Genomic DNA, 21,222 nt, shown 5'->3' with positions numbered 1-21,222 from the left:
TGCTTTTGCCCACCATGCCTGTACCTATGCCAATGCTTTCTCGACCACCTCATACACATTTGAAGACAGCGGCTGTTGCCTAATACGTTCTAGCTGAGACCGCATTAATACTTGGCGGGTTTCATCAAAACGCTGCCAGCGCGTTAGCGGCGTGATAAGCCGCGCGGCAATTTCTGGATTAAGCCGGTTGAGTTCAATCACCACATCGGCCAACAGCTGGTAGCCCTGACCATCTAAGCGGTGGAAATTGACTCGGTTCTGGGCAAACGCCCCAATGAGGGCACGCACTTTGTTGGGATTCTTAAGTGAAAAAGCGGGGTGTTGCATCAGGTACTTCACGCGCTCAAGCACATCTTCCTGCGGGCGTGAAACCTGAATGGTGAACCACTGATCCATCACTAAGGGGTCATGCGCCCATTTTTCGCCAAATGATTTCAATGCTGGCGAGGCCAAATCATCGCGATCGCTGTGCACCAGTAACGTGAGAGCCTGACGCACATCGGTCATATTGTGGTCGGCGGCAAATTGCTTTTCGCACAGCGCTAAGCCCTGCTCATCCTCGATCGACATGAGATAGGAGAGCGCCACGTTTTTAAGGCTTCGCTGGGCAATTTGCTCTGGCGTTGGCGCGTAAGTCTCTTCCGTCACATTGGCTTCGTAGATGGCAATAAATTCATCGCGCAGAGCAACGGCTAACGACTGTCGCACGAACTCACGTGCCGCATGAATGGCATCAACATCTACGATGGGCTGCTGCTCGGCAATGTACGCTTCTGAAGGTAGCGTCAGCATTTCAGCTAATACCGCCTTATCGCTCATTGGGCCGTTCAGAAGTGTTTTAAAGGCATCAACCACACGGCTGTCCATCACCTTCTCGACACTGTTGCGGTGAGCAGCAATTAAGTCATCCAACGCCAAGAGCGCCAAGCGCTGGCCAGCGTCCCAACGATTAAAGCCATCGCTGTCATGGGTCAACAAAAAGGCAAGATCTTCTCGTGAATAGGGGAAGTGCAACTTAACGGGCGCTGAAAATTCACGTAGTAAAGACGGCACCGGCGCTTCAGCGACATCAGTAAAGACAAATGTCTGCTCATCATCACGTAGGTGAATAACGGCATCTTTGCCTATTTTTTCGCCATTGAGGGTTAACGTTAAGTCTTGACCTGATTTTGTACCGACTAACCCCATACGTACGGGAATATGCAGCGGCAGTTTATCGGGCTGGCCTGGTGTCGCGGGCGTGCGCTGACGCAACGTTAAATGATATTCACCATGCACATAGTCATACTCGCCGTGAGCATCAATATCCGGCGTACCTGCCTGGGAGTACCAACGCATAAACTGGCTTAAATCCTCGCCGGAGGTTTCCGCCATGCAGCCTACAAAGTCTTCAATCGTCACCGCTTGGCCATCGAATCGCTCAAAGTAAAGATCTGAGCCGCGACGGAAATTCTCTTCCCCCACTAAATTACGCAGCATGCGTACGACTTCTGCTCCCTTCTCATAAATCGTCAGGGTGTAGAAGTTGGTAATTTCAATAAAGTGGTCAGGGCGAATCGGATGCGCCGTAGGACCAGCATCTTCGGCAAACTGTGCCGTGCGGAAAAAGGAGACATCCTGGATGCGCTTAACCGGTGCTGAATTGGTATCCGCCGAGAAGCACTGATCACGGAAGACTGTAAAGCCCTCTTTCAGCGAAAGCTGGAACCAGTCGCGACAGGTGACACGATTGCCCGACCAATTATGAAAGTATTCGTGGGCGACGATGCCTTCAACATTCTGAAAGGCGGCATCGGTAGCGGTATGGGGATGCGTGAGCACCGCGGCGGAGTTAAAGATATTAAGGCCTTTATTCTCCATCGCCCCCATATTGAAATCATTGACGGCCACGATCATAAATAGATCCAGGTCGTACTCACGACCATACGCCTGCTCATCCCACACCATGGCGCGTTTCAACGAGGCCATAGCATGTTCGGTCTTATCCAGGTTCTCTTGCTCCACCCAAATTTGCAGCGTGACCTCGCGACCGCTCATGGTGGTGAAGTGGTCTTCTACGCGATGCAGGTTGCCTGCCACTAGAGCGAATAGGTAACAGGGCTTGGGATGCGGATCTTCCCAGGTGACGAAATGACGACCACCTTCCAGCTCGCCGCGCTCTAACGGGTTACCGTTAGCCAGTAATACTGGTTCACGCTGCTGATCGCCGATCACCGTGACCTTGAAGGTCGCCATGACATCTGGGCGGTCGGGGTAAAAGGTAATACGTCGAAAACCCTCGGCTTCGCACTGAGTACAGTACATGCCGTTGGACTGATAAAGCCCTTCTAACGCCGTGTTCTCTTGCGGTGCGATCTCTACCTCACTCTCCAACACAAACCGCTCTGGAACATTGGCAATACTTAGGGTCTCTGCATCTACTTGATACGCGGATTCATTCAGCGGCGTTGCATCGATCGACAGGGAGATGAGCTTTAAATGTTCGCCGTTTAACACCAGCGGCGCATTCGCGTCAGCCTTCGCATGTCGCTCTATCAACAGTCGCGCTTTCACACGGGTCGCGGCGGGGTCAAGATCAAACGTCAGCTCGGTATGAGTTACCCGGTAAGCGGGTGGCTGGTAGTCGCTTAAATAAACCGGCTGCGGATCAGACATAATGCGTGACTCCTGTATAAAACGAATATTTATATAGTTAATACCGGGTGACGGCGGCGAGTGGCGGTGCCCTTCTAATCGCGGAAGTTATCAAACTGGAGCGGCAAATCTGGCCCCTCTTCGCCCCGCAGCAACGCCATAACAGCTTGTAAATCGTCGCGCTTTTTACCCGTTACCCGCACCTTCTCACCCTGAATTTGTGCCTGTACTTTGAGCTTGCTGGCTTTGATGCGCTTAACCACATCTTTGGCTTCCGCCGCATCAAGCCCTTCCTTTAAAGCAACTTCCTGGCGGGCTTTTACACCGGAGAGCACCGGGTCTTGAACGTCCATACAGCGGGCATCAATGCCACGGGCGATAAGACGGGCTCGCAGCACATCAAGCATTTGCTTAAGCTGGAAATCAACTTCCGCCTCTAGCTGCACTTTATCGCCTTCCAAAGTGAAGCTGGCGTCGACGCCTTTAAAATCAAAACGCGACTGCACTTCGCGGTTGGCTTGATCAACGGCGTTAGCACCTTCGTGCTTATCGAACTCTGAGACAATATCAAATGAAGGCATGATGTAATTCCTGACAAGACATGACCACCTATTCTAGAGCAGCCAGCCCCCTAGGGGCCAATTCTGTTGTTTATCTCTTGTCCTTTTCGGTTTTGAAGCATGTTTTATTGAACCAAAACCTGATTATTACCCACCTAAATCTATACAAAGGTTATCCATCAAGCTCTTCAAAAAGATGTTCAACCCCTGTTAGATGACTTAGGCTAGCGCGACAAGCTTCTTGCCATCTTAAAAAACGTTACCCAGGAGACATCATGAGTGACCGCGAGACCCGCCATAAAGCCTCCATGCAGAAGTTGAAAGCACGCGTAGATGAGAAAGTCGCCAGTGCCGACGAACAGCGCGGCCTAATCATTGTTAATACCGGTAACGGCAAAGGCAAAACCACCGCAGCCTGGGGGACGGTCACCCGTGCCTTGGGTTATGGCTATAAAGTTGGCGTGGTGCAGTTTATTAAAGGTCTCTGGGAGTGCGGCGAACGTAACCGTCTAGAGGAAGACACCAATCTTGAGGTGGCGATAATGGCCACCGGCTTTACCTGGGACACCCAGAATCGCCAAGCGGATACAGAGGCGTGCCACGCAGTATGGAAAGACGCCGAGCGTATGCTAGCGGACCCAGAGATCTATCTGGTGGTGCTTGATGAAATTACCTATATGCTCAAGTTTGGTTACTTGGACATTGAAACCGTTAAACAAGCGCTGGAGAAACGCCCGATGGAACAGACGGTGATTATTACGGGAAGAAATGCCCATCGCGAGCTAGTCGCCATGGCCGATACGGTGACCGAAATGCAGGAAGTTCGTCATGCCTTCAATAACGGCTTACAAGCGCGCCGTGGCATCGACTTTTAAATATATAAGCTTATACATACAGAAAAGGGGCAACTCAGTTGCCCCTTTTGCTCATCTGCTCATCAATAGCCAGCTTGAACCGTTATTAACTATCGAATGGGTTACGCAGCACGATGGTTTCCATACGGTCTGGACCAGTAGAAATGATATCAATACTCGTACCCACCTGCTCTTCAAGGAAGCTAATGTAGGCGCGGGCATTGGCAGGCAAATCTTCGACCCGTTTAGCACCCAACGTGGACTCTTTCCAGCCTGGTAAATCCTGATAAAGCGGTTCGACAGCTTCATAGCCTTCCGAATCCACAGGGTTGTCCAATACGTCGCCATCTTTACTGCGATAGCCAACGCAGACGCGGATATTTTCCAACCCATCCAGTACATCCAGCTTGGTCAGGCAGATGCCAGAGACCGAGTTGATCTGCACCGCGTGACGCAGGGCCACGGCGTCAAACCAACCGCAGCGGCGTGCACGGCCAGTCGTGGCACCAAACTCATGACCACGCTCGGCAAGGTGGCGGCCATCAACGTCAAATAGCTCAGTGGGGAATGGGCCTGAGCCAACGCGAGTGGTATATGCCTTAGTAATGCCCAGCACGTAATCCAAATAGAGCGGGCCGACGCCAGAGCCAGTGGCGGTGCCGCCTGCAGTGGTGTTTGAGCTGGTTACGTACGGGTAGGTACCGTGGTCGATATCCAGCAGCGAGCCTTGAGCACCTTCAAACAGGATGTTCTCACCAGCTTTACGGAGGTCGTGCACCATGCTGACAGTGTCGCAGACCATTGGGCGCAGCTCTTCAGCCATCTGCATTGCAGTATCCAGCACTTCCTGGAAGTCGACCGCCGGTTCGCCATGGTAATTCACCAACACGAAGTTATGGTAGTCGAGCACTTCGCCCAGCTTGGAAGCAAAGCGCTCGCGATGAAGCATATCCCCTAAGCGCAAGCCACGGCGGGCCACTTTATCTTCGTAGGCGGGACCAATGCCACGGCCGGTGGTGCCAATTTTAGCGATGCCCCGGGCCTTTTCACGGGCCTGATCCAGGCGCACATGGTAAGGCAGGATCAGCGGGCAAGCAGGTGAAAGGCGCAGGCGCTCACGAACCGGTACGCCTTTGGCTTCCAGCTCACGGATTTCTTTGATCAGCGCTTCAGGTGAAAGCACCACGCCATTACCAATCACACAGGTGGTGCCTGGACGCAAAACGCCTGAAGGTATCAGGTGAAGAACCGTTTTTTCACCGTCAATGACCAGCGTATGGCCAGCATTGTGACCACCTTGGAAACGCACCACGGCGGATGCTGATTCAGTCAACAGGTCAACAATCTTACCTTTGCCCTCGTCACCCCATTGGGTGCCCAGCACTACGACATTCTTACCCATTATGATGCACTCGTCTCTTGTGTCAGGGCCGTTGGCTGCCAACGACCATTGATAAGCTCAAGACGGCGGTCACATTCATGCTCCGCCGGCCCAGTACGCTGCCCAGGCAGCGCTTGAATCACGCGTTCCCCTTGCTCACGCAGTGCAACAATGGCAGCGTTGAGCGACTCATCTTGCTGGGCGGGTGCCCAAATACTACCCCGACTCGGGGCAGCCAGCGCCAACGACGCCAGTTGTTTAAGATCCATCGAGAAACCGGTAGCGGGGCGAGCACGACCAAAGGCACGCCCTGTATCGTCATAACGCCCGCCTTTAGCAAGCGCATGCCCATAGCCCGGCACGTAGGCGGCAAACATCATACCGGTATGGTATTGATAGCCACGCAACTCAGCCAAGTCAAAGTAGAGCGACACATCAAAGCGCGCCAATACGCCTTGATAGAGCGCATCCAACTGATCCAATGCCGCCGTGACTGAGGCAGGAGCGCCCGCAAAACGCTCGCGCGCCTGGCTTAAAATATCCGCTCCGCCATGCAGCTCACCAAGCGCCAACAGCATATCCGCTAATGCCGGGTCACTAACACTAGCGTCTACAAGCTGTGCTAATTGCGTAGGTGATTTTAGCGCCAGCGCTTCAAATAGCGCGCTTTCCTGCTCATCACTGAGCGCTGCTGCTTCAACTAGGCTGCGGTAAATACCGATGTGCCCAAGCGCCAGGTGGATCTCCTGAGCGCCAGCCGCTTTCATACTGGCCAGCGCCAAGTGAATAATTTCACTGTCAGCCTCAAGCCCGGCATGGCCAAACAGTTCAGCGCCTACCTGCACGGGGCTACGCCCGCCTTGGTGCTGATCCGCCTTTGCACGCAATACGTTGGTGCAATAACAAAGGCGCACTGACCCCTGCCGCTTTAGCGAATGCGCATCCATACGCGCCACTTGCGGCGTTACATCAGCGGAGGCCCCCATCATGCGGCCAGTGAGCTGGTCGGTCAGCTTAAAGGTCTGCAGATCGAGATCTCTCCCGGTACCTGTTAACAAGGAGTCCAGAAACTCCACCGGCGGCGGCATTACTTGGTCATAGCCCCAGCAATGGTAAAGATCGAGCAGCGCGCGGCGCAGCTCTTCCATGCGGCTTGCCTGAGGCGGAAGCACCTCATCCATGCCGTCGGGCAGTAGCCAGCGGTCAGCGATGGTCATGTGAACAATCCTGCAAGACGATGAAGGCCCAACAAACTCAAGCAGTAACGAAGCAATATGATTGCCGACGCCAGCGTTAAATGAGGGCCACAAAAAAACCGGGCGACGCCCGGTTGATAAATTCTATCACGTTTATTGGCCGGATAAACCCCGCCAAGCCCTAGGAATGACGAGACGAGGTGCACCGGCCAAAAGCGACTTACTCGCTGTCGCTACCTTCCGGCTCTGGGTTACGCAAATAGCGGAAGAAATCGCTATTCGGCTCCAGCACCATCAGATTGCCATCGTCAGCAAAGCTTTCGCGATAAGCTTCTAGGCTGCGCCAGAAGGAGAAGAACTCCTGATTCTGGCCATACGCCTCAGAGAAGATCGCAGCAGCCTGGGCATCACCTTCACCACGCAGTGTTTCGGAGCGCTCATTGGCTTGAGCAAGCAACACCTGGCGGCGACGATCTGCGTTGGCCCGAATACGCTCAGCCTCTTCCTGACCTTGAGCACGCCACTCGCGAGCTTCACGCTCACGCTCGGAGCGCATACGGTCAAAAACAGCTGCCGAGACGTCTTCAGGCAGGTCGATCCGCTTAATACGAATATCGCGGATAGCCACACCTAGCTCTTCACGCATTAGCTCATCGAGCTCGGCGGTGGGGCCGGTCATCAGGTCATCACGTCGTTCAGCGATGATTTCCTGAAGATTCAAACGACCAAATTCATTACGCAGGCTTTCATCCACGCGCGGTTGAATCAGGCGAATAGCCATCAACTCATCGCCAGCGGTCGCCTCGTAGTAGCGCGTTGGGTTAATAACTTGCCACTTAACGTAGGAGTCAACGATTACCGCTTTCTGCTCAAGCGTCAGATAACGGCTAGTATCGGTATCCAGCGTCAGCAAACGCGTATCAAACTTACGAATCGTTTGCGCGATCGGCACTTTTGCGTGCAAACCAGGCTGAATATTCTCTTCGATGACTTCACCAAAACGCAGCTTAACGGCACGTTCAGTTTCGTCTACCACGTACAGAGTGTTGCTCGCCAGCCACGCCACGGCAGCCAGACCACCAACAATCAGCAGGGATCGATTATTAATCATTTACCGGCCCTCCCTGCGGATGGAGTTACTACTATTGGTATTCGTTGATGAGCTACTCTGGGTACTGCGTAGCCGCTCAAGCACATCCGCGTCCAACTGCTCATCACTGCTATTCTCGCTATTGCCAGACGATGAATTGCTGCGATTGCCACTAGTACCGCCGCGCATTTGATCCAGCGGGAGATACATTAAGGGGGCGTTTTCGCTCACATCCAGCAGCACTTTCGGCGAATTACTAAACACATCTTCCATAGTGTCTAGATACATACGCTCGCGCATGATATCCGGCGCATTACCGTACTCGGAGAGTAGCGAGTTAAAGCGGTTGGCTTGACCCTGTGCTTCAGCAACCACCGACTCACGGTAACCCTGGCCCTGCTCAACCACACGCTGGGCCTGACCCTGGGCAGCCGGGATAATCGCATTGGCGTAAGCCATACCTTCGTTGATCGTACGCTGGCGATCTTCACGGGCACGGATAACGTCATCAAAGGCATCAATTACCGGCGCAGGCGCAGACGTCGACTCAATGTTGATGGTTTGTAAACGAATACCAGCACCATAGTTATCGAGATAGGACTGGAGACGACTAGAAACAGAGCTACCCAGAATCTCACGACCCGAGGTCAGGATATCGATCATATCAGTACCGCCAACCACGTGACGCAGCGCCGAGTCCAACGCATTCTCAATAGAGATAGCGGGATCACGTACGTTTAGAACGAAATCACGGGGATTAGCGACTTGGTACTGTGCTGAAATTTCCACTTCAACGATGTTTTCGTCGCGGGTCAGCATGGACTGCGTTTGAGTCAATGACCGCACGCGCGTCACATTCACCATCCGCACATCATCAATCAACGGCGGATTCCACTGCAGGCCGGGTTCTACAATGCCCTGGAACTCGCCAAAACGAAGCACAACACCACGCTCGGATTGATCGACTAAGTAAAAGCCCATCGCGGCCCAAATCGCCAGCGCAACAATAATCAGTAAGCCAGGCAAAGCGAAAGGGTTACGGCTTTTACCGCCACCGCCATCGCTTTTTTTGCTGCCGCCTTTTTTACCGCCACCCAGCATACTGTTGAGCTTATCCTGAAATTTTTTCAGCGCTTCATCCAGATCAGGAGGACCTTGGTTACCGCCTCCTTTATTGCCGTTGTTGCCACCATTATTACTACCACGGTTTCCATCGTTATCATTTCCACCGCGTCGGCCGCCACTACTCCAAGGGTCGTGCTGGTTGCCACCACCAGGCTCATTCCAGGCCATACTTCGTCTCCACTAAGGTATTCGCTAACGCAAATGCCAGCGTTTTAAACGATAGCATTGCGTTTTGATATTATTGCTCTATAAACCTTGTACCATTTTTATACAAAGCAGAATACAAGCAGTGCTTTAAGATTCGTAATGAGTAGCCTACCACTCATCGGATTCTTGTAACGCTACCGGTAAATAAGTATTGGCACGCTCGCCTAACTGAGCCATCAACTGATTAAAATCGCGCCGCGGCAAACGCACATCTAGCACCGAATGCCCCTGCTCATCAAAAGCTTCCTCACGAACTGCATTTAGTTCGTGAAGACCAGCACGCAGCTTACCTTGCTCAGGGTTAAGTGTCAGCGAGAAGCCAATCACATCGTTTGCTAAGCGTTCGGTCAGTGCTTCATGAAGCAATTCAAGCCCCTGGCCCTGCTGCGCTGAGAGCCAAACCACCTCTGGCACACCATGACCATCACGTTCAATACGCGGCGCGCTGTCGAGCTTATCGATTTTATTCATGACTTTGAGCACTGGCACATCATCTGCACCAATCTCTTTTAGCACTAGCTCCACCTGCTCCACATTTAACTCGCGGTCAGGGTCTGCTGCATCAATCACGTGTACCAGCAACGACGCTTCTGAAGCTTCTTGAAGCGTCGCTTGAAACGCCTCGACCAGCTTGTGCGGTAAATGACGGATAAACCCGACGGTGTCAGCCATTACCACAGGTCCGACGTCTTCAATTTCAAGCCGACGCAACGTTGGGTCTAGTGTGGCAAACAGCTGATCAGCGGCGTAAACATCAGAGTTAGTTAACGCGTTGAACAACGTCGATTTACCCGCGTTGGTATAGCCCACCAGCGATACACTGTGGATTTCAGCACGAGCACGGGCGCGACGATTCTGATCGCGCTGGCTACGCACTTTATCAAGCCGCTTGTGAATCGATTTAATCCGTCCACGCAGCAGGCGTCGGTCAGTTTCAAGCTGAGTTTCACCTGGGCCGCGCAGGCCAATCCCGCCTTTTTGGCGCTCAAGGTGTGTCCACCCGCGTACTAGGCGAGTCGACATATATTCAAGCTGTGCAAGCTCTACTTGCAGCTTACCTTCATGCGTTCTTGCCCGCTGCGCAAAAATATCGAGAATAAGACCGGTACGGTCAAGCACTCGGCACTTGAGCTCTTGCTCAACATTGCGCTCTTGAGAGGGACTTAAGCTGTGGTTGAAGATCACCAATTCTGCCGCGTGAGCCGCGAGCATTGCCCGCAACTCTTCCAGCTTTCCTGACCCAATAAATGTGCGTGAGTCAGGCCGGTGGCGGCTGGCAGTGAGTAGAGTCGCAGGCTCTGCACCCGCAGAGCGTACGAGCTCTAGAAACTCACCCGGGTCTTCACGTTTTTGCTCATCATAGAAATCGACATGAACAAGAACTGCCGTTTCACCGGCGTCTGGGCGTTCGAAAAACAATCAATACCTCGTGGAATCTCTTGCTTATCCAGCGGTGTTAAATCTCGGCGTCTTGCTCTGCCGGGTCTTGCGCAGGCAAGCGGACGTTACGAGACGGAACAACCGTAGAAATAGCGTGTTTATAAACCATCTGACTGACGGTGTTGCGCAACAAGATAACAAACTGGTCAAACGATTCGATCTGGCCCTGAAGCTTAATGCCATTGACCAAAAAGATGGAGACCGGAATGCGCTCTTTGCGCAGAATGTTCAAGTACGGGTCTTGAAGGGACTGCCCTTTGGACATGTTGCTCTCCCTAAAACTGTCGTTGGGGGTTAATTATCAAATGGCGTGCCCTACTAGTGCTACGCCGCAATCTTTTTGCCCGAAAGGCCTAATGTTGTCGGAAAAGCCAAGTGGCCATTCGAAAACATACGCTTACTAAATCACTATCTTGAAGAACTATCTTACGCTAAGCACCGCTTTCACGCACGAGTTTCAATACCTTATCAAGCGCGTCAGGGCGCTGCGAATCTACCCATTCAAGCGACGGCCAGCTTCTTAACCACGTTAGCTGACGCTTTGCGAGCTGGCGAGTCGCGATTATGCCCCGCTCAACAAGCGTGGCGTAATCATATTCACCTTCCAGGTACTCCCACACTTGACGATAACCAACACTCTTCATCGCCGGTAGGCCTAAATGCAAGTCATTACGCTTTTTGAGGGCAGTGACTTCATTTATCAAGCCCTCATCCATCATTAGTTCAAAGCGCTTAGCGATACGCTGATGCAAAAGGCCACGATCACTAGGTGCCAAGGCTATCGACAACACGCGCCATGGAAAGGTTTCAGGCTGTTGCTCCGCCCATAACTCACTCATTGGCCGCCCGCTGGCATAATACACTTCAAGCGCACGTATTAAGCGTTGAGGATCATTGGGATGGATACGTTGAGCGGAAACTGCATCCACTTCAGCCAATCGTTTATGCAGCGACTCCAGCCCCTCATATTGCCATTGCGTTTCAAGCTGTTGGCGAATGACCGGGTCAGCCGAAGGTAAATTGGCCACACCTTCTATCAGCCGCTTGTAATAAAGCATGGTACCGCCGACCAACAGAGGAACCCGGCCTGCCGCGCTGATTTGTCGCATCAGTTTTATCGCATCTTCACGGAAGTCAGCCGCTGAATAAGGCTCAGCAGGGTCGCGGATATCAATCAAGTGATGGGGTGCACGGGCAAGTTCAGCGGTACTAGGTTTGGCGCTGCCAATATCCATACCGCGATACACCATCGCTGAATCAACGCTGATCAGCTCATGCCCTAAGCGCTCATGCAACGCCATCGCGGTATCGGTTTTCCCGGCCGCTGTCGGGCCCATCAAAAAAATTGCCCAAGGGCGCGTATCAGCCATGCGCGGGTAGTGCTCCAATATTTAACAGAAATTAAATTTTCGATCGTGCTGCTATTGGCCTCTTAAGAACAGCCGATCAAGCGCTTTTAGCCCCATCTGCGTCCAGGTGGGTCGGCCGTGATTGCACTGATCACTGCGCTCCGTGCGCTCCATGTCGCGCAGCAGCGCATTCATTTCATCAATGGTGAGCCGCCGGTTGGCGCGCACGCTACCGTGGCAAGCCATGGTGGAGAGCAATTCATGAAGCCGCGCCTCGACTTGATGGGTCCGCCCGTAACGCGCCAGCTCCTCCAACATCTGGCGTACCAGGGCTTCTGGATCCGCCTGGGAGAGCAACGCTGGCAACTGGCGCACCAGCAGTGTTTCTGGTCCGGCAACATCCAGCTCAATGCCCAGCTTGGCAATGGCCTCTTGCTCGCTCTCAGCCGTCGCCACTTCTGCCCGACTAGCGGCGATAGAAACCGGCACTAGCAGCGGCTGGGCATCTAATCCTTTAGCAGCCGCTAGCTGTGTTTTCATACGCTCATAGACAATTCGTTCATGGGCGGCATGCATATCCACCACCACCAAACCCTGAGCGTTCTGGGCCAGAATATAAATACCGTGCAGTTGCCCCAGCGCAAACCCAAGCGGCGGTGCCACCGTGGGGTCGTTATCAGGCATCGCCAGAGGTGCTTCACGCACTTCGTTTTCGCCTTCACTCGCCACGTCAACCTGCGGCGTTAACAGCGTCTCTTCATGGTTGGGGTGGAGCGCCTGATAGCCTTGCATAAAGCGGCGTACGCGCTCAGCACCAGGGTGGCGATCCGAAGAGTGAGTCAGCGCAATGCCCTGCTGCTGCCAGCGAGGTTGCTCGACGTTTTCGTCTGCCCCCGCACCTACCTGGGGCGGCTGCCTATGTTCTTGCTGCTGAGAAGCAACGACACCAGTCGCCTCTTCATCACTATTTCCGTCACCGCTTTCTGCAGGCTTAGAGGACGCCAAGCAGTGATGCAGGCTGGAGTACAGAAAATCGTGCACTATACGGCCATCACGAAAACGGACTTCATGTTTGGTAGGGTGAACATTGACGTCGACAACGTCGGGATCAAGCTCCAGGTAGAGCACAAACACCGGATGCCGACCGTTAAACAGCACATCGCGATACGCCTGACGCACCGCATGGGCCACCAAACGGTCACGCACCACACGGCCATTAACGAAAAAGTATTGCTGATCAGCCTGAGAGCGGGAGTGAGTCGGCAGCCCCACCCAACCACTTAGTCGCAAACCACCCGCTTCGCGTTCGATATAGCGGGCGTGCTCGATAAAGTTTTTACCTAGCAGCGAGGCAATTCGCCGCTCGCGAGCTGCCGCCGAGTGCCCAGGAGGAAGTTGATGAATCACTTTCTGGTTGTGGCGCAATACCCAGGCAATGTCGTAGCGCGACAGCGCCTGACGACGAAAAGCTTCTTCCACATGCGCGAATTCGGTCTTTTCGGTGCGCAGAAACTTGCGTCGGGCGGGGGTGTTAAAAAACAGATCACGCACGCTAACGCTGGTTCCCCGTGGATGGGGTGCTGGCGTTACTCGCGCCTCCATACCTCGCCCTTCCGCGACTACCCGCCAACCATCACGAGGGTCTTCCTGGGCGTTAGAAATGAGCTCCAAACGGGAAACGGAGCTAATCGAAGCCAGCGCTTCACCTCGGAAACCTAACGAGCTAACGCCTTCTAAATCTTCCAAGCTACCGATTTTGCTGGTGGCATGGCGCGCCAAAGCGAGCGGCAAATCATCTTCGCCGATACCAATGCCGTCATCGCGCACCTTGATAAGCCGCGTGCCGCCTTGCTCAATCTCCACTTCAATACGCTGGCTGCCCGCATCAATCGCGTTTTCTATTAGCTCTTTTGTGACCGACGAGGGGCGCTCTACCACCTCGCCAGCCGCAATTTGGTTGGCTAACCGTGGGTCGAGCACCTGAATACGCGATGTAGCGGCGGTCATCTCAGTCAACACAACACCTCAAAAACGATTTTTATGAACGGGGGATTTGCAACACTTGGCCAACCCGTATCACATCACCATTAATATCATTGGCCTGCTTCAGTTGATTCACAGGTACACCGTGGCGGACAGCTATCGCCGACAGAGTATCGCCTGACTGAATACGGTATTCGTTCCCCGCAGGGCGACGTTGATTATCGCGCTGCCAAGCCAGCAAACTAGCGGGCGGCGGGTAACGCTGGAAGTGGTCACGCAAGCCACTGAAAATCGCTTGCGATAGGCCTCCCTGGTGCACCGGATCCCGCAAGCGGCGCTCCTCATCAGGGTTTGAAATAAAACCAACCTCGATCAATAGAGAAGGAATATCCGGCGATTTCAACACCATGAACCCGGCCTGTTCGACCCGCGATTTGTGCAACCGATTCACCCTCGCCAACTGTTCCAGCACTTGCCCGCCAATAGAGAGTGAGTCATTCAAGGTGGCGGTCATGGTGAGATCTAACAGCACACCGCGCAGCACCTGATCCTTATCGCGTAGCGATAAACTTCCATCGACGCCGCCGATCAGGTCAGAGCGGTTTTCGCTATCTGCCAGCCACTGGGCGGTTTCCGAGGTAGCGCCACGTTGCGAGAGCGCATAAACCGAACTGCCTTGAGGGCGGGGACTGGTAAAGGCGTCGGCGTGGATCGAGACGAAAAAGTCAGCTTTCTGCTCGCGTGCCAGGGCGGTACGTTGGCGAAGGCCCAGGTAGTAGTCACCGTCTCGAACCAGTACGGCTTTGAACCCTTCAGTGCCGTTGACTTCCGCCGCTAACCGGCGGGCAATTTCCAGCACCACATCTTTCTCACGGGTTCCTGAAGGGCCGATGGCCCCGGGGTCTTCGCCACCGTGCCCAGCATCCACCGCAATAATGATATCTCTACGCGGATGCGGTTTGGCTTCCTGCACTTCAGCCGGTGCGTCGTTGCTTGGTGTCGCGACACTCCCGGGCAGTTGTGCTTGGGCCGTGGCGCGCTGGGCCTGAATTTCCTGTTCACGAATCATCGCCTCGATAGGATCAATGGGATTCTCAACGGCACTTTCACCCGGATACTCGAGATCCACCACCAGCCGATGCCCGTATTGATCATTCGGCGTCAGGGTGAAATGGCGTGGCTCGACGGCGCGATTGAGTTCGAGCACAACGCGCAAACCGCCGCCCTCACGAGTACCCGTGCGCACCGATGTAATGGCACTGTCGTTCAGGGGCAGAGTATTGGGGTCGGTATCCATTTGCGTATCGTCTAAATCGATCACTAAACGCGCGGGATTTTGTAACGAAAACACATTGGCACTGGTGGCCGCAGACAGATCAAACACCAGACGCGCGTGATCAGGCGCCGCCCATAAGCGCATGCTTTCGACGCTGGACGCTTGTACGCTAACCGCCGCAAGGGCAAAAAAACTAACGGCTAATAAACGAAATACACGAGCCGTGGCGGCCTTCATTTCCATTGAATCACACCATTCTCCAACTGATCGTCGCTTACCTTACTTGTTGCACTGGCCTGGCTTACTTCATGGGCTTGGCGCTCTAGCAATGACAGGATACGCGCGCCCAAATCACTGCAAGCCGTTAAAGAGGCCAAACGGCCTTGAGCAGCGACTGTCAAAACAAGGCGAAGGTCGGGCGTTGGCAACCACCCTTTCCCGCGGCTGGGCCACTCAATAATACACAGCGCATCGTCGGCTAATACATCGCGACCGCCGATAAACTCAAGCTCTTCTGGATCTGACAAACGATACAGATCTAAATGATTCACGCGCTGAGAACCCAGTTCGTAGGGCTCTATCAGCGTATAGGTGGGGCTTTTCACCGCCCCTTGATGGCCGTACGCCCGTAGAATACCCCGTGTTAACGTGGTTTTACCGGCGCCTAACTCACCTTCCAGGTAGATCAACCCACGACCTTGTAATACCTGCCCTAGCGCTTCGCCAAACGCGACCTGAGCCTCTTCGTTGTCTAATTGCACCTGCATGTGGGCTGCCTTCACGGATTAATCAATTTTCGCGCATAGGATGCCAGATCGCTCGCCAGCAGGCCACGCTCGCCTTCTTGTTGTGCTGCTCGATCCGCCGCTAACGCGTGCACCATCGTGGCTAGCCAGGCACTGAACTCCACATCTCCGCGCTGCGCCATCAATGCACCTAGCATGCCACTGAGCACATCGCCCATGCCACCGCTAGCCATGCCTGGGTTTCCGTAGGGGCACACCACTAAACCAGTGGGGCCAGCAATCAAACTACCAGCGCCTTTCAACACCACCACGCCGCCACGTGCCCGCTGCAGGGCCTGGGCAGCGGCGGGTCGGTCGGCCTGAACCTCCGCCACGGAACAGCCCAATAGCCGTGCCGCTTCACCGGGATGCGGGGTTAATATCCAATTATCGCGTCGAATATCTGGCCACTGGCGTGCTAAAAGATTCAGCCCATCAGCATCTACTACCAACGGCGCGTCTGACTTAAGCGCACTCTGTAATACAGCCTGCCCCCAGGCCGCCTGACCAAGCCCCGGCCCTACCACGACAACGTCGGCCATCGCAGTCAGCTCAGCCGCTTCGGCGCCACCGCGCACGCTGTGGGCCATTACTTCCGGGCAGCGTACCAAACTAGCGGTGATATGCTCAGGGGCCGTCGCCAAGCTCACCTTACCCGCCCCCATCCGCGCAGCGGCCTGGCTGGCCAGTAGCGCCGCGCCGCCAAAGCCGGGAGCGCCGCCCATCACCAGCATATGTCCCATATCCCCTTTATGGCTCGTGCGCAGCCGGGGAGCAAAGGCATCCGCTAAGAGCGAATCATCCAGCCGCCAAGCGGTGGCTGGAATATCAAAATATGCCTGGGCTTTAACACCCAGCGGGCGAAAATCGATCTCACCGGTATAAGCGGGTGCATCACCAGTATACAAACCGATCTTATCGCCGATAAAAGTCACCGTGCAGGCAGCCTTAACGGCACCCCCTGTCGCTGCGCCGGTATCAGCAACCAATCCCGAGGGAATATCAATTGCCAGTACCGGCCTCTGAGCAGCATTGATCATTTCGATGGCAAGCCGAAACCGGCCCTCTACCTCACCCGTCAAACCGGTGCCTAACAAGGCATCAATAATGACTTCGCCCGTCAATACAGTGCTGGGTTCCCACTCTTCGCAACCTACGCCCGCGGAGGTTGCCAATTGTGCAGCGCGGGCTGCGTCTCCGTTTAGCTCATCAAGAGGCTTCAGCGTCACTCGCTGCACTTTGAGGCCAGACTGCATGGCCAGCGCTGCCAGCACATGACCGTCGCCTCCGTTATTACCACTTCCACACATTACGGTTAAGCTGCGCACCTGAGGCCAGCGTGAACGAAAGCTGTGCCAAGCGCTTGAGGCGGCACGCTGCATCAATGCAAAACCATCGATACCACCGGCAATGGTGCGCCGGTCGAGCTCGCGCACCTGGGCGGCTTTATATAGAGGGCGTAGCATGGAAGTATTCGGGATCGTCACGATCACTCCTTTCACATGTTTTGATGGCTGCTGATGCGTTAGCATAGCGCGCTTAATGCCTTGCTGTTGATTGACTATGTCTAATTCCACTGCCTTTGCACGTTCTGATAGTGCAATGACTGACCAGAAACTTGCTCGTCTTGCCGACCTGATTAAAACCTGGGGGCGAGAGCTGGGCTTTCAGCAAGTCGGCATTACTGACACTGAATTGTCGGTCCATGAAAGCCATCTCGACGCGTGGCTGGAAAATGACTACCACGGCGAGATGGGCTTTATGGCCAAGCATGGCAGCAAGCGCACTCGCCCCGCAGAGCTTGAACCCGGCACTCAGCGCATTATCAGCGTACGCATGGATTATCTGCCCGCTGAAGTGGAAAGCACAAAGGTACTGGGTCAGCCCAACCGCGCCTATGTATCGCGTTACGCCCTAGGGCGCGATTATCACAAGCTAATGCGTAAACGGTTAGCCCAATTAGCAAAAAAGATTGAGCAAGAAGTAGGCGAATTTGGTTACCGCGCTTTTGTCGACTCAGCACCGGTAATGGAGCGCGCGCTGGCCCAAAAAGCCGGGCTTGGCTGGTTCGGCAAAAATGCCATGCTGCTTAACCCCAAAGCGGGCTCGCTGTTTTTCCTGGGCGAACTCTATACGGATCTTCCCCTACCTATCGATGCGCCATTTGAGCAAGAGCACTGCGGCAGCTGCAGCGCGTGCCGCACCGCCTGCCCCACCGGCGCTATTGTTGACGATAAGGTGGTCGACTCACGCAAGTGCATTTCGTATCTCACTATCGAACTACACGGCGCCATACCGGTTGAGTTTCGCCGCGCCATGGGCAACCGTATTTACGGCTGCGACGATTGCCAACTGGTATGCCCTTTTACCCGCTTTACCCGCATGACCCAGGAAGATGACTTTGCGCCGCGCCATGATTTAGATCGCGCTACGCTAATCAGCCTGTTTGCTTGGGGCGAGGCGGAGTTCCTGGATAAAACCGCTGGCAGCCCTATTCGGCGCATTGGCTACGAGCGCTGGCTGCGCAATATCGCCATAGGCCTAGGAAACGCCCCTTGGAGCGAGGCCGCGGAAGCCGCGCTATGGGCGCGCCGAGCCTACCCAAGCGAACTGGTGCGTGAACACGTCGCCTGGGCGCTTGAGGAACAACGCCTCAAGCGCGGCAGGCGTATTGCCACTGATATGTCTTAACCGCTTTACTCTTCTTCGTCGCTGCGCTGTTCAACGCGCAAAAACGTATTACGGTAGTGAGCCAGCTCAGCAATCGACTCTTTAATATCATCCATCGCCAGGTGCACATTCTGTTTGCTGAAGCCCGCCAAGGCGCCTGGATTCCAGCGTTTGGCCACTTCTTTTATGGTAGACACATCAAGATTGCGGTAGTGGAAAAAGTTGAGCAGCGCAGGCATTTCACGCTCAAGAAAACGCCGGTCCTGATGGATACTGTTGCCACACATGGGTGACGATCCGGCCACTGCGTACTGCTGCAGAAATGCCAGGGTTTGCTGCTCGGCTTCGGCAGTTTCCACTTGGCTTGCTTTCACCCGGGCGACTAATCCCGACTCGCCGTGGGTTTTCTGGTTCCAATCGTCCATCTGCGCCAGCAGGCTATCGGGCTGTTTCACCGCAATGACCGGCCCTTCCGCGACCACATTCAAATCCGCATCAGTAATGAGTGTGGCTACTTCAATGATGCGCTCTTTATTTGGATCTAAACCGGTCATCTCTAGATCAATCCATATCAGCAGATCATTGCGTGGCGCCGCTGAATCCGTTGTTTCGTTGCTCATTACCGTTATCCCTTTGCCTAAATGGTCATTAATATCGTGCCAGTGTGCCTTAAATGACAACATCAAGCAGCCCATATAGAACCGCCTGGCTGTTTGATGGCATCTTTGATAAGTACAATGCCATCGTTGATAGGTACAATGACGTTTATTGTAGCGATCATCAGGTGGTCATGAGCAAACGTAAATTAAGTCGTCAGCAGCAGTGGCGAGTCGAGAAAGTCCAGGCGGAACGTGCCCAGCGTGCGGAAAAGCGTGATGTGCAAGATGCTGAAAAACTCGCCGCTGGCGAATACGGTGCTGAACAGCCGGGCCGCGTGGTTGCTCACTTTGGCCGCACCCTAGAGGTGCGCAATAGCGATAATGAACCGGTGCGCTGTCACTTACGCGCCAACCTGGATGGTCTGGTCACCGGCGACCGCGTGATATGGCGTGCAGGTCAGGAAGGCTCCGGCGTGGTAGTGGCTCGGGAAGAGCGCGACAGCGTGTTAAAGCGCCCCGACGCTCGCGGCCTGCTCAAACCGGTGGCCGCCAATATTGATCAGCTGTTGATCGTGTTTGCGGTAGAGCCTGCACCTCACGCCAACCTTATTGACCGCTACCTGGTCGCCGCCGAAGCTACCGGCATTGCGCCAGTGCTGGTTCTCAATAAAACCGACTTGCTACCAGAAGATGGTGGCGAGCTCGGTAAACTGCTAGAGCGTTATCGCGATTTAGGCTACCCCGTCGTGCGCACCACCACCGCCACAGACACCGGGCTGGATGAGCTGCGCAGTCAGCTTGAAGGGCGCACCTCCGTATTCGTTGGTCAAAGCGGCGTGGGCAAATCCTCGCTAATCGACCTGTTGCTACCGGATGAAAACCTGCGTATTGGCGCGCTCTCGGAAGACTCCCGCAAGGGCACCCATACCACCACCACGGCACGCCTCTATACCATGAGCCGAGCTGATGTGGCCGATGGCGATGTCATCGACTCACCGGGTATTCGCGAGTTTGGCTTGGTGCACCTCAACGAGCAGGAAGTCACCGACGGTTTCATTGAGTTTCACGACTATATTGGTTACTGCCGTTTTCGTGATTGTCGTCACCGTAATGAGCCCGGTTGCGCTTTACTCGCAGCGGTCGAGGCAGGCAAGATTCATCCAGCACGCTTTGCCAGCTATCGACGGATTCTTGATAGTTTGGATAGCTAACGTTGATAGGAGTTACCCATGAGTATTGAAAGCCAATCGTCGGAAGCTAACCTTCTGCCGCTGATTATTGAACCGGAACAGCTGCAGGCGCATTTAGATGACCCACAGCTGCTGATCATTGATGTGCCAGCCAATGGCGACAGCTACCGTCAGGGCCATGTGCCCGGCGCCATCTTCCTCGACTTTCGCTATTTAATGCGCGGTGAAGGGCCGGTACCGAGTGACGTTCCTAGCGTTGAGGCGCTTTCACGTCTGTTCAGCGCATTAGGTCTAACCCGCGACACCCACGTGGTGGCCTACGATGACGAAGGCGGTGGCTGGGCGGCACGTCTTTTGTGGACATTAGAGCTCATCGGCCATACGCGTTACTCCTATTTGAATGGCGGCATACACGCCTGGCGCGATGCAGGCCTGGAAGAGAGCACCGAGCCTACCGCCCCCACCCAAAGTGAGTATCACGCTGAAATTCTCAACCCTAACGCCTTGATCACGTTTGAAGAGATCAAAGAGAAGCTCAGCGATAAACACTTCGCGGTGTGGGATGCGCGCTCCAAAGATGAGTACGATGGCGTCCGAGGTAACAACAAGCACCTGGGGCACATTCCCGGTGCCGTTAATATGGACTGGCTCCACGCCATGGACCGACAGCGCGCACTGCGCATTCGCGATTACGCCGAGTTGATCACCGAACTTGGCGCCCTGGGCCTGACCCCCGATATGGAAATCGCTACCCACTGCCAGAGCCACCACCGCAGCAGCTTTACCTGGCTGGTGGGCAAGGCACTAGGCTTTAATATGCGTGGCTACGCGGGGTCCTGGGGTGAATGGGGCAACCGCGACGACACCCCGATTGAGAAGTGAA

General features: G+C 54.5%; 18 protein-coding genes. 4 read left to right on the top strand and 14 right to left on the bottom strand.

Annotation, left to right across the window (positions count from 1 at the left end; genetic code table 11):
• Window positions 1–24: 24 nt before the first annotated feature.
• Both pepN and ACWI0H_RS08000 read right to left on the bottom strand, forming a co-directional pair.
• Window positions 25–2,655 carry an aminopeptidase N gene (gene pepN / locus ACWI0H_RS08005; protein ID WP_485875851.1) on the bottom strand — a complete coding sequence of 877 codons (2,631 nt, stop codon included), beginning with the start codon at window positions 2,653–2,655 and terminating at the stop codon, window positions 25–27.
• A gap of 74 nt (window positions 2,656–2,729) precedes the next feature.
• Window positions 2,730–3,215: a YajQ family cyclic di-GMP-binding protein gene (locus ACWI0H_RS08000; RefSeq protein WP_007114656.1), complete on the bottom strand. Its 486-nt coding sequence runs from the start codon at window positions 3,213–3,215 to the stop codon at window positions 2,730–2,732.
• A gap of 254 nt (window positions 3,216–3,469) precedes the next feature.
• On the opposite strand from ACWI0H_RS08000, the gene cobO reads away from it, so the two are divergent.
• Complete coding sequence (gene cobO, locus ACWI0H_RS07995) at window positions 3,470–4,069, top strand: cob(I)yrinic acid a,c-diamide adenosyltransferase (protein WP_472956189.1); 600 nt, start codon at window positions 3,470–3,472, stop codon at window positions 4,067–4,069.
• Between the two features lie 85 nt (window positions 4,070–4,154).
• On the opposite strand, the gene ACWI0H_RS07990 is transcribed toward cobO, so the two are convergent.
• The 11 genes from ACWI0H_RS07990 to ACWI0H_RS07940 all read right to left on the bottom strand — a co-directional run bounded on the left by ACWI0H_RS07990 (window position 4,155) and on the right by ACWI0H_RS07940 (window position 17,346).
• Entirely contained in the window at window positions 4,155–5,450 is a 1,296-nt protein-coding gene (locus ACWI0H_RS07990) for an adenylosuccinate synthase (protein WP_485875850.1), read from the bottom strand.
• Complete coding sequence (locus ACWI0H_RS07985; RefSeq protein WP_485875849.1) at window positions 5,450–6,646, bottom strand: ATP phosphoribosyltransferase regulatory subunit; 1,197 nt, start codon at window positions 6,644–6,646, stop codon at window positions 5,450–5,452. Before ACWI0H_RS07985 ends, ACWI0H_RS07990 begins: the two co-directional genes overlap by 1 nt.
• 199 nt (window positions 6,647–6,845) lie before the next feature.
• On the bottom strand, window positions 6,846–7,736 hold the full coding sequence (gene hflC, locus ACWI0H_RS07980) for a protease modulator HflC (RefSeq protein WP_008958621.1): 891 nt from the start codon (window positions 7,734–7,736) through the stop codon (window positions 6,846–6,848).
• Window positions 7,737–9,008 carry an FtsH protease activity modulator HflK gene (gene hflK / locus ACWI0H_RS07975; RefSeq protein ID WP_485875848.1) on the bottom strand — a complete coding sequence of 424 codons (1,272 nt, stop codon included), beginning with the start codon at window positions 9,006–9,008 and terminating at the stop codon, window positions 7,737–7,739.
• Between the two features lie 147 nt (window positions 9,009–9,155).
• On the bottom strand, window positions 9,156–10,466 hold the full coding sequence (gene hflX / locus ACWI0H_RS07970; RefSeq protein WP_176304135.1) for a ribosome rescue GTPase HflX: 1,311 nt from the start codon (window positions 10,464–10,466) through the stop codon (window positions 9,156–9,158).
• Between the two features lie 37 nt (window positions 10,467–10,503).
• A complete protein-coding gene (gene hfq / locus ACWI0H_RS07965; RefSeq protein ID WP_007114649.1) occupies window positions 10,504–10,752 on the bottom strand; it encodes an RNA chaperone Hfq in 249 nt (82 codons plus the stop codon).
• A gap of 166 nt (window positions 10,753–10,918) precedes the next feature.
• Entirely contained in the window at window positions 10,919–11,857 is a 939-nt protein-coding gene (miaA, locus tag ACWI0H_RS07960) for a tRNA (adenosine(37)-N6)-dimethylallyltransferase MiaA (RefSeq protein WP_339882843.1), read from the bottom strand.
• A gap of 51 nt (window positions 11,858–11,908) precedes the next feature.
• A complete protein-coding gene (mutL, locus tag ACWI0H_RS07955) occupies window positions 11,909–13,843 on the bottom strand; it encodes a DNA mismatch repair endonuclease MutL (RefSeq protein ID WP_485876180.1) in 1,935 nt (644 codons plus the stop codon).
• Window positions 13,844–13,874: 31 nt separating this feature from the next.
• Window positions 13,875–15,338 carry an N-acetylmuramoyl-L-alanine amidase gene (locus ACWI0H_RS07950; RefSeq protein ID WP_485875847.1) on the bottom strand — a complete coding sequence of 488 codons (1,464 nt, stop codon included), beginning with the start codon at window positions 15,336–15,338 and terminating at the stop codon, window positions 13,875–13,877.
• Window positions 15,329–15,862, bottom strand: a complete 534-nt coding sequence (tsaE, locus tag ACWI0H_RS07945; RefSeq protein WP_485875846.1) for a tRNA (adenosine(37)-N6)-threonylcarbamoyltransferase complex ATPase subunit type 1 TsaE — start codon at window positions 15,860–15,862, stop codon at window positions 15,329–15,331. Before tsaE ends, ACWI0H_RS07950 begins: the two co-directional genes overlap by 10 nt.
• An 11-nt stretch (window positions 15,863–15,873) precedes the next feature.
• Window positions 15,874–17,346 carry an NAD(P)H-hydrate dehydratase gene (locus tag ACWI0H_RS07940; RefSeq protein WP_485876178.1) on the bottom strand — a complete coding sequence of 491 codons (1,473 nt, stop codon included), beginning with the start codon at window positions 17,344–17,346 and terminating at the stop codon, window positions 15,874–15,876.
• Between the two features lie 97 nt (window positions 17,347–17,443).
• Between ACWI0H_RS07940 and queG the strand changes: the two genes are divergently transcribed.
• On the top strand, window positions 17,444–18,571 hold the full coding sequence (queG, locus tag ACWI0H_RS07935) for a tRNA epoxyqueuosine(34) reductase QueG (RefSeq protein WP_485875845.1): 1,128 nt from the start codon (window positions 17,444–17,446) through the stop codon (window positions 18,569–18,571).
• Window positions 18,572–18,576: 5 nt separating this feature from the next.
• Here the strand turns inward: queG and orn are convergent, their stop codons facing one another.
• Window positions 18,577–19,170: an oligoribonuclease gene (gene orn, locus ACWI0H_RS07930; protein ID WP_485875844.1), complete on the bottom strand. Its 594-nt coding sequence runs from the start codon at window positions 19,168–19,170 to the stop codon at window positions 18,577–18,579.
• A 170-nt stretch (window positions 19,171–19,340) separates the two neighbouring features.
• Here orn and rsgA point away from each other — a divergent pair, with 170 nt between their 5' ends.
• Window positions 19,341–20,360 (top strand): small ribosomal subunit biogenesis GTPase RsgA, encoded by a 1,020-nt coding sequence (gene rsgA / locus ACWI0H_RS07925; RefSeq protein WP_101146270.1) that lies wholly within the window; start codon window positions 19,341–19,343, stop codon window positions 20,358–20,360.
• A gap of 18 nt (window positions 20,361–20,378) precedes the next feature.
• Window positions 20,379–21,221 carry a sulfurtransferase gene (locus tag ACWI0H_RS07920; protein WP_485875843.1) on the top strand — a complete coding sequence of 281 codons (843 nt, stop codon included), beginning with the start codon at window positions 20,379–20,381 and terminating at the stop codon, window positions 21,219–21,221.
• Window position 21,222 lies beyond the last annotated feature (1 nt).

The sequence above is a fragment of the Halomonas sp. NYA30 genome (genome assembly GCF_976980765.1).
The sequence above is the reverse complement of the archived record's forward strand: the minus strand, read 5'-3'. Positions and strand labels throughout refer to the sequence as shown.

What these genes read in the sequence shown, in the direction of transcription:
- pepN (WP_485875851.1), bottom strand. Translation starts at nt 2,655, where the DNA reads ATGTCTGATCCGCAGCCGGTTTATTTAAGCGACTACCAGCCACCCGCT.
- ACWI0H_RS08000 (WP_007114656.1), bottom strand. Translation starts at nt 3,215, where the DNA reads ATGCCTTCATTTGATATTGTCTCAGAGTTCGATAAGCACGAAGGTGCT.
- cobO (WP_472956189.1), top strand. Translation starts at nt 3,470, where the DNA reads ATGAGTGACCGCGAGACCCGCCATAAAGCCTCCATGCAGAAGTTGAAA.
- ACWI0H_RS07990 (WP_485875850.1), bottom strand. Translation starts at nt 5,450, where the DNA reads ATGGGTAAGAATGTCGTAGTGCTGGGCACCCAATGGGGTGACGAGGGC.
- ACWI0H_RS07985 (WP_485875849.1), bottom strand. Translation starts at nt 6,646, where the DNA reads ATGACCATCGCTGACCGCTGGCTACTGCCCGACGGCATGGATGAGGTG.
- hflC (WP_008958621.1), bottom strand. Translation starts at nt 7,736, where the DNA reads ATGATTAATAATCGATCCCTGCTGATTGTTGGTGGTCTGGCTGCCGTG.
- hflK (WP_485875848.1), bottom strand. Translation starts at nt 9,008, where the DNA reads ATGGCCTGGAATGAGCCTGGTGGTGGCAACCAGCACGACCCTTGGAGT.
- hfq (WP_007114649.1), bottom strand. Translation starts at nt 10,752, where the DNA reads ATGTCCAAAGGGCAGTCCCTTCAAGACCCGTACTTGAACATTCTGCGC.
- miaA (WP_339882843.1), bottom strand. Translation starts at nt 11,857, where the DNA reads ATGGCTGATACGCGCCCTTGGGCAATTTTTTTGATGGGCCCGACAGCG.
- mutL (WP_485876180.1), bottom strand. Translation starts at nt 13,843, where the DNA reads ATGACCGCCGCTACATCGCGTATTCAGGTGCTCGACCCACGGTTAGCC.
- ACWI0H_RS07950 (WP_485875847.1), bottom strand. Translation starts at nt 15,338, where the DNA reads ATGGAAATGAAGGCCGCCACGGCTCGTGTATTTCGTTTATTAGCCGTT.
- tsaE (WP_485875846.1), bottom strand. Translation starts at nt 15,862, where the DNA reads ATGCAGGTGCAATTAGACAACGAAGAGGCTCAGGTCGCGTTTGGCGAA.
- ACWI0H_RS07940 (WP_485876178.1), bottom strand. Translation starts at nt 17,346, where the DNA reads ATGCTACGCCCTCTATATAAAGCCGCCCAGGTGCGCGAGCTCGACCGG.
- queG (WP_485875845.1), top strand. Translation starts at nt 17,444, where the DNA reads ATGTCTAATTCCACTGCCTTTGCACGTTCTGATAGTGCAATGACTGAC.
- orn (WP_485875844.1), bottom strand. Translation starts at nt 19,170, where the DNA reads ATGAGCAACGAAACAACGGATTCAGCGGCGCCACGCAATGATCTGCTG.
- rsgA (WP_101146270.1), top strand. Translation starts at nt 19,341, where the DNA reads ATGAGCAAACGTAAATTAAGTCGTCAGCAGCAGTGGCGAGTCGAGAAA.
- ACWI0H_RS07920 (WP_485875843.1), top strand. Translation starts at nt 20,379, where the DNA reads ATGAGTATTGAAAGCCAATCGTCGGAAGCTAACCTTCTGCCGCTGATT.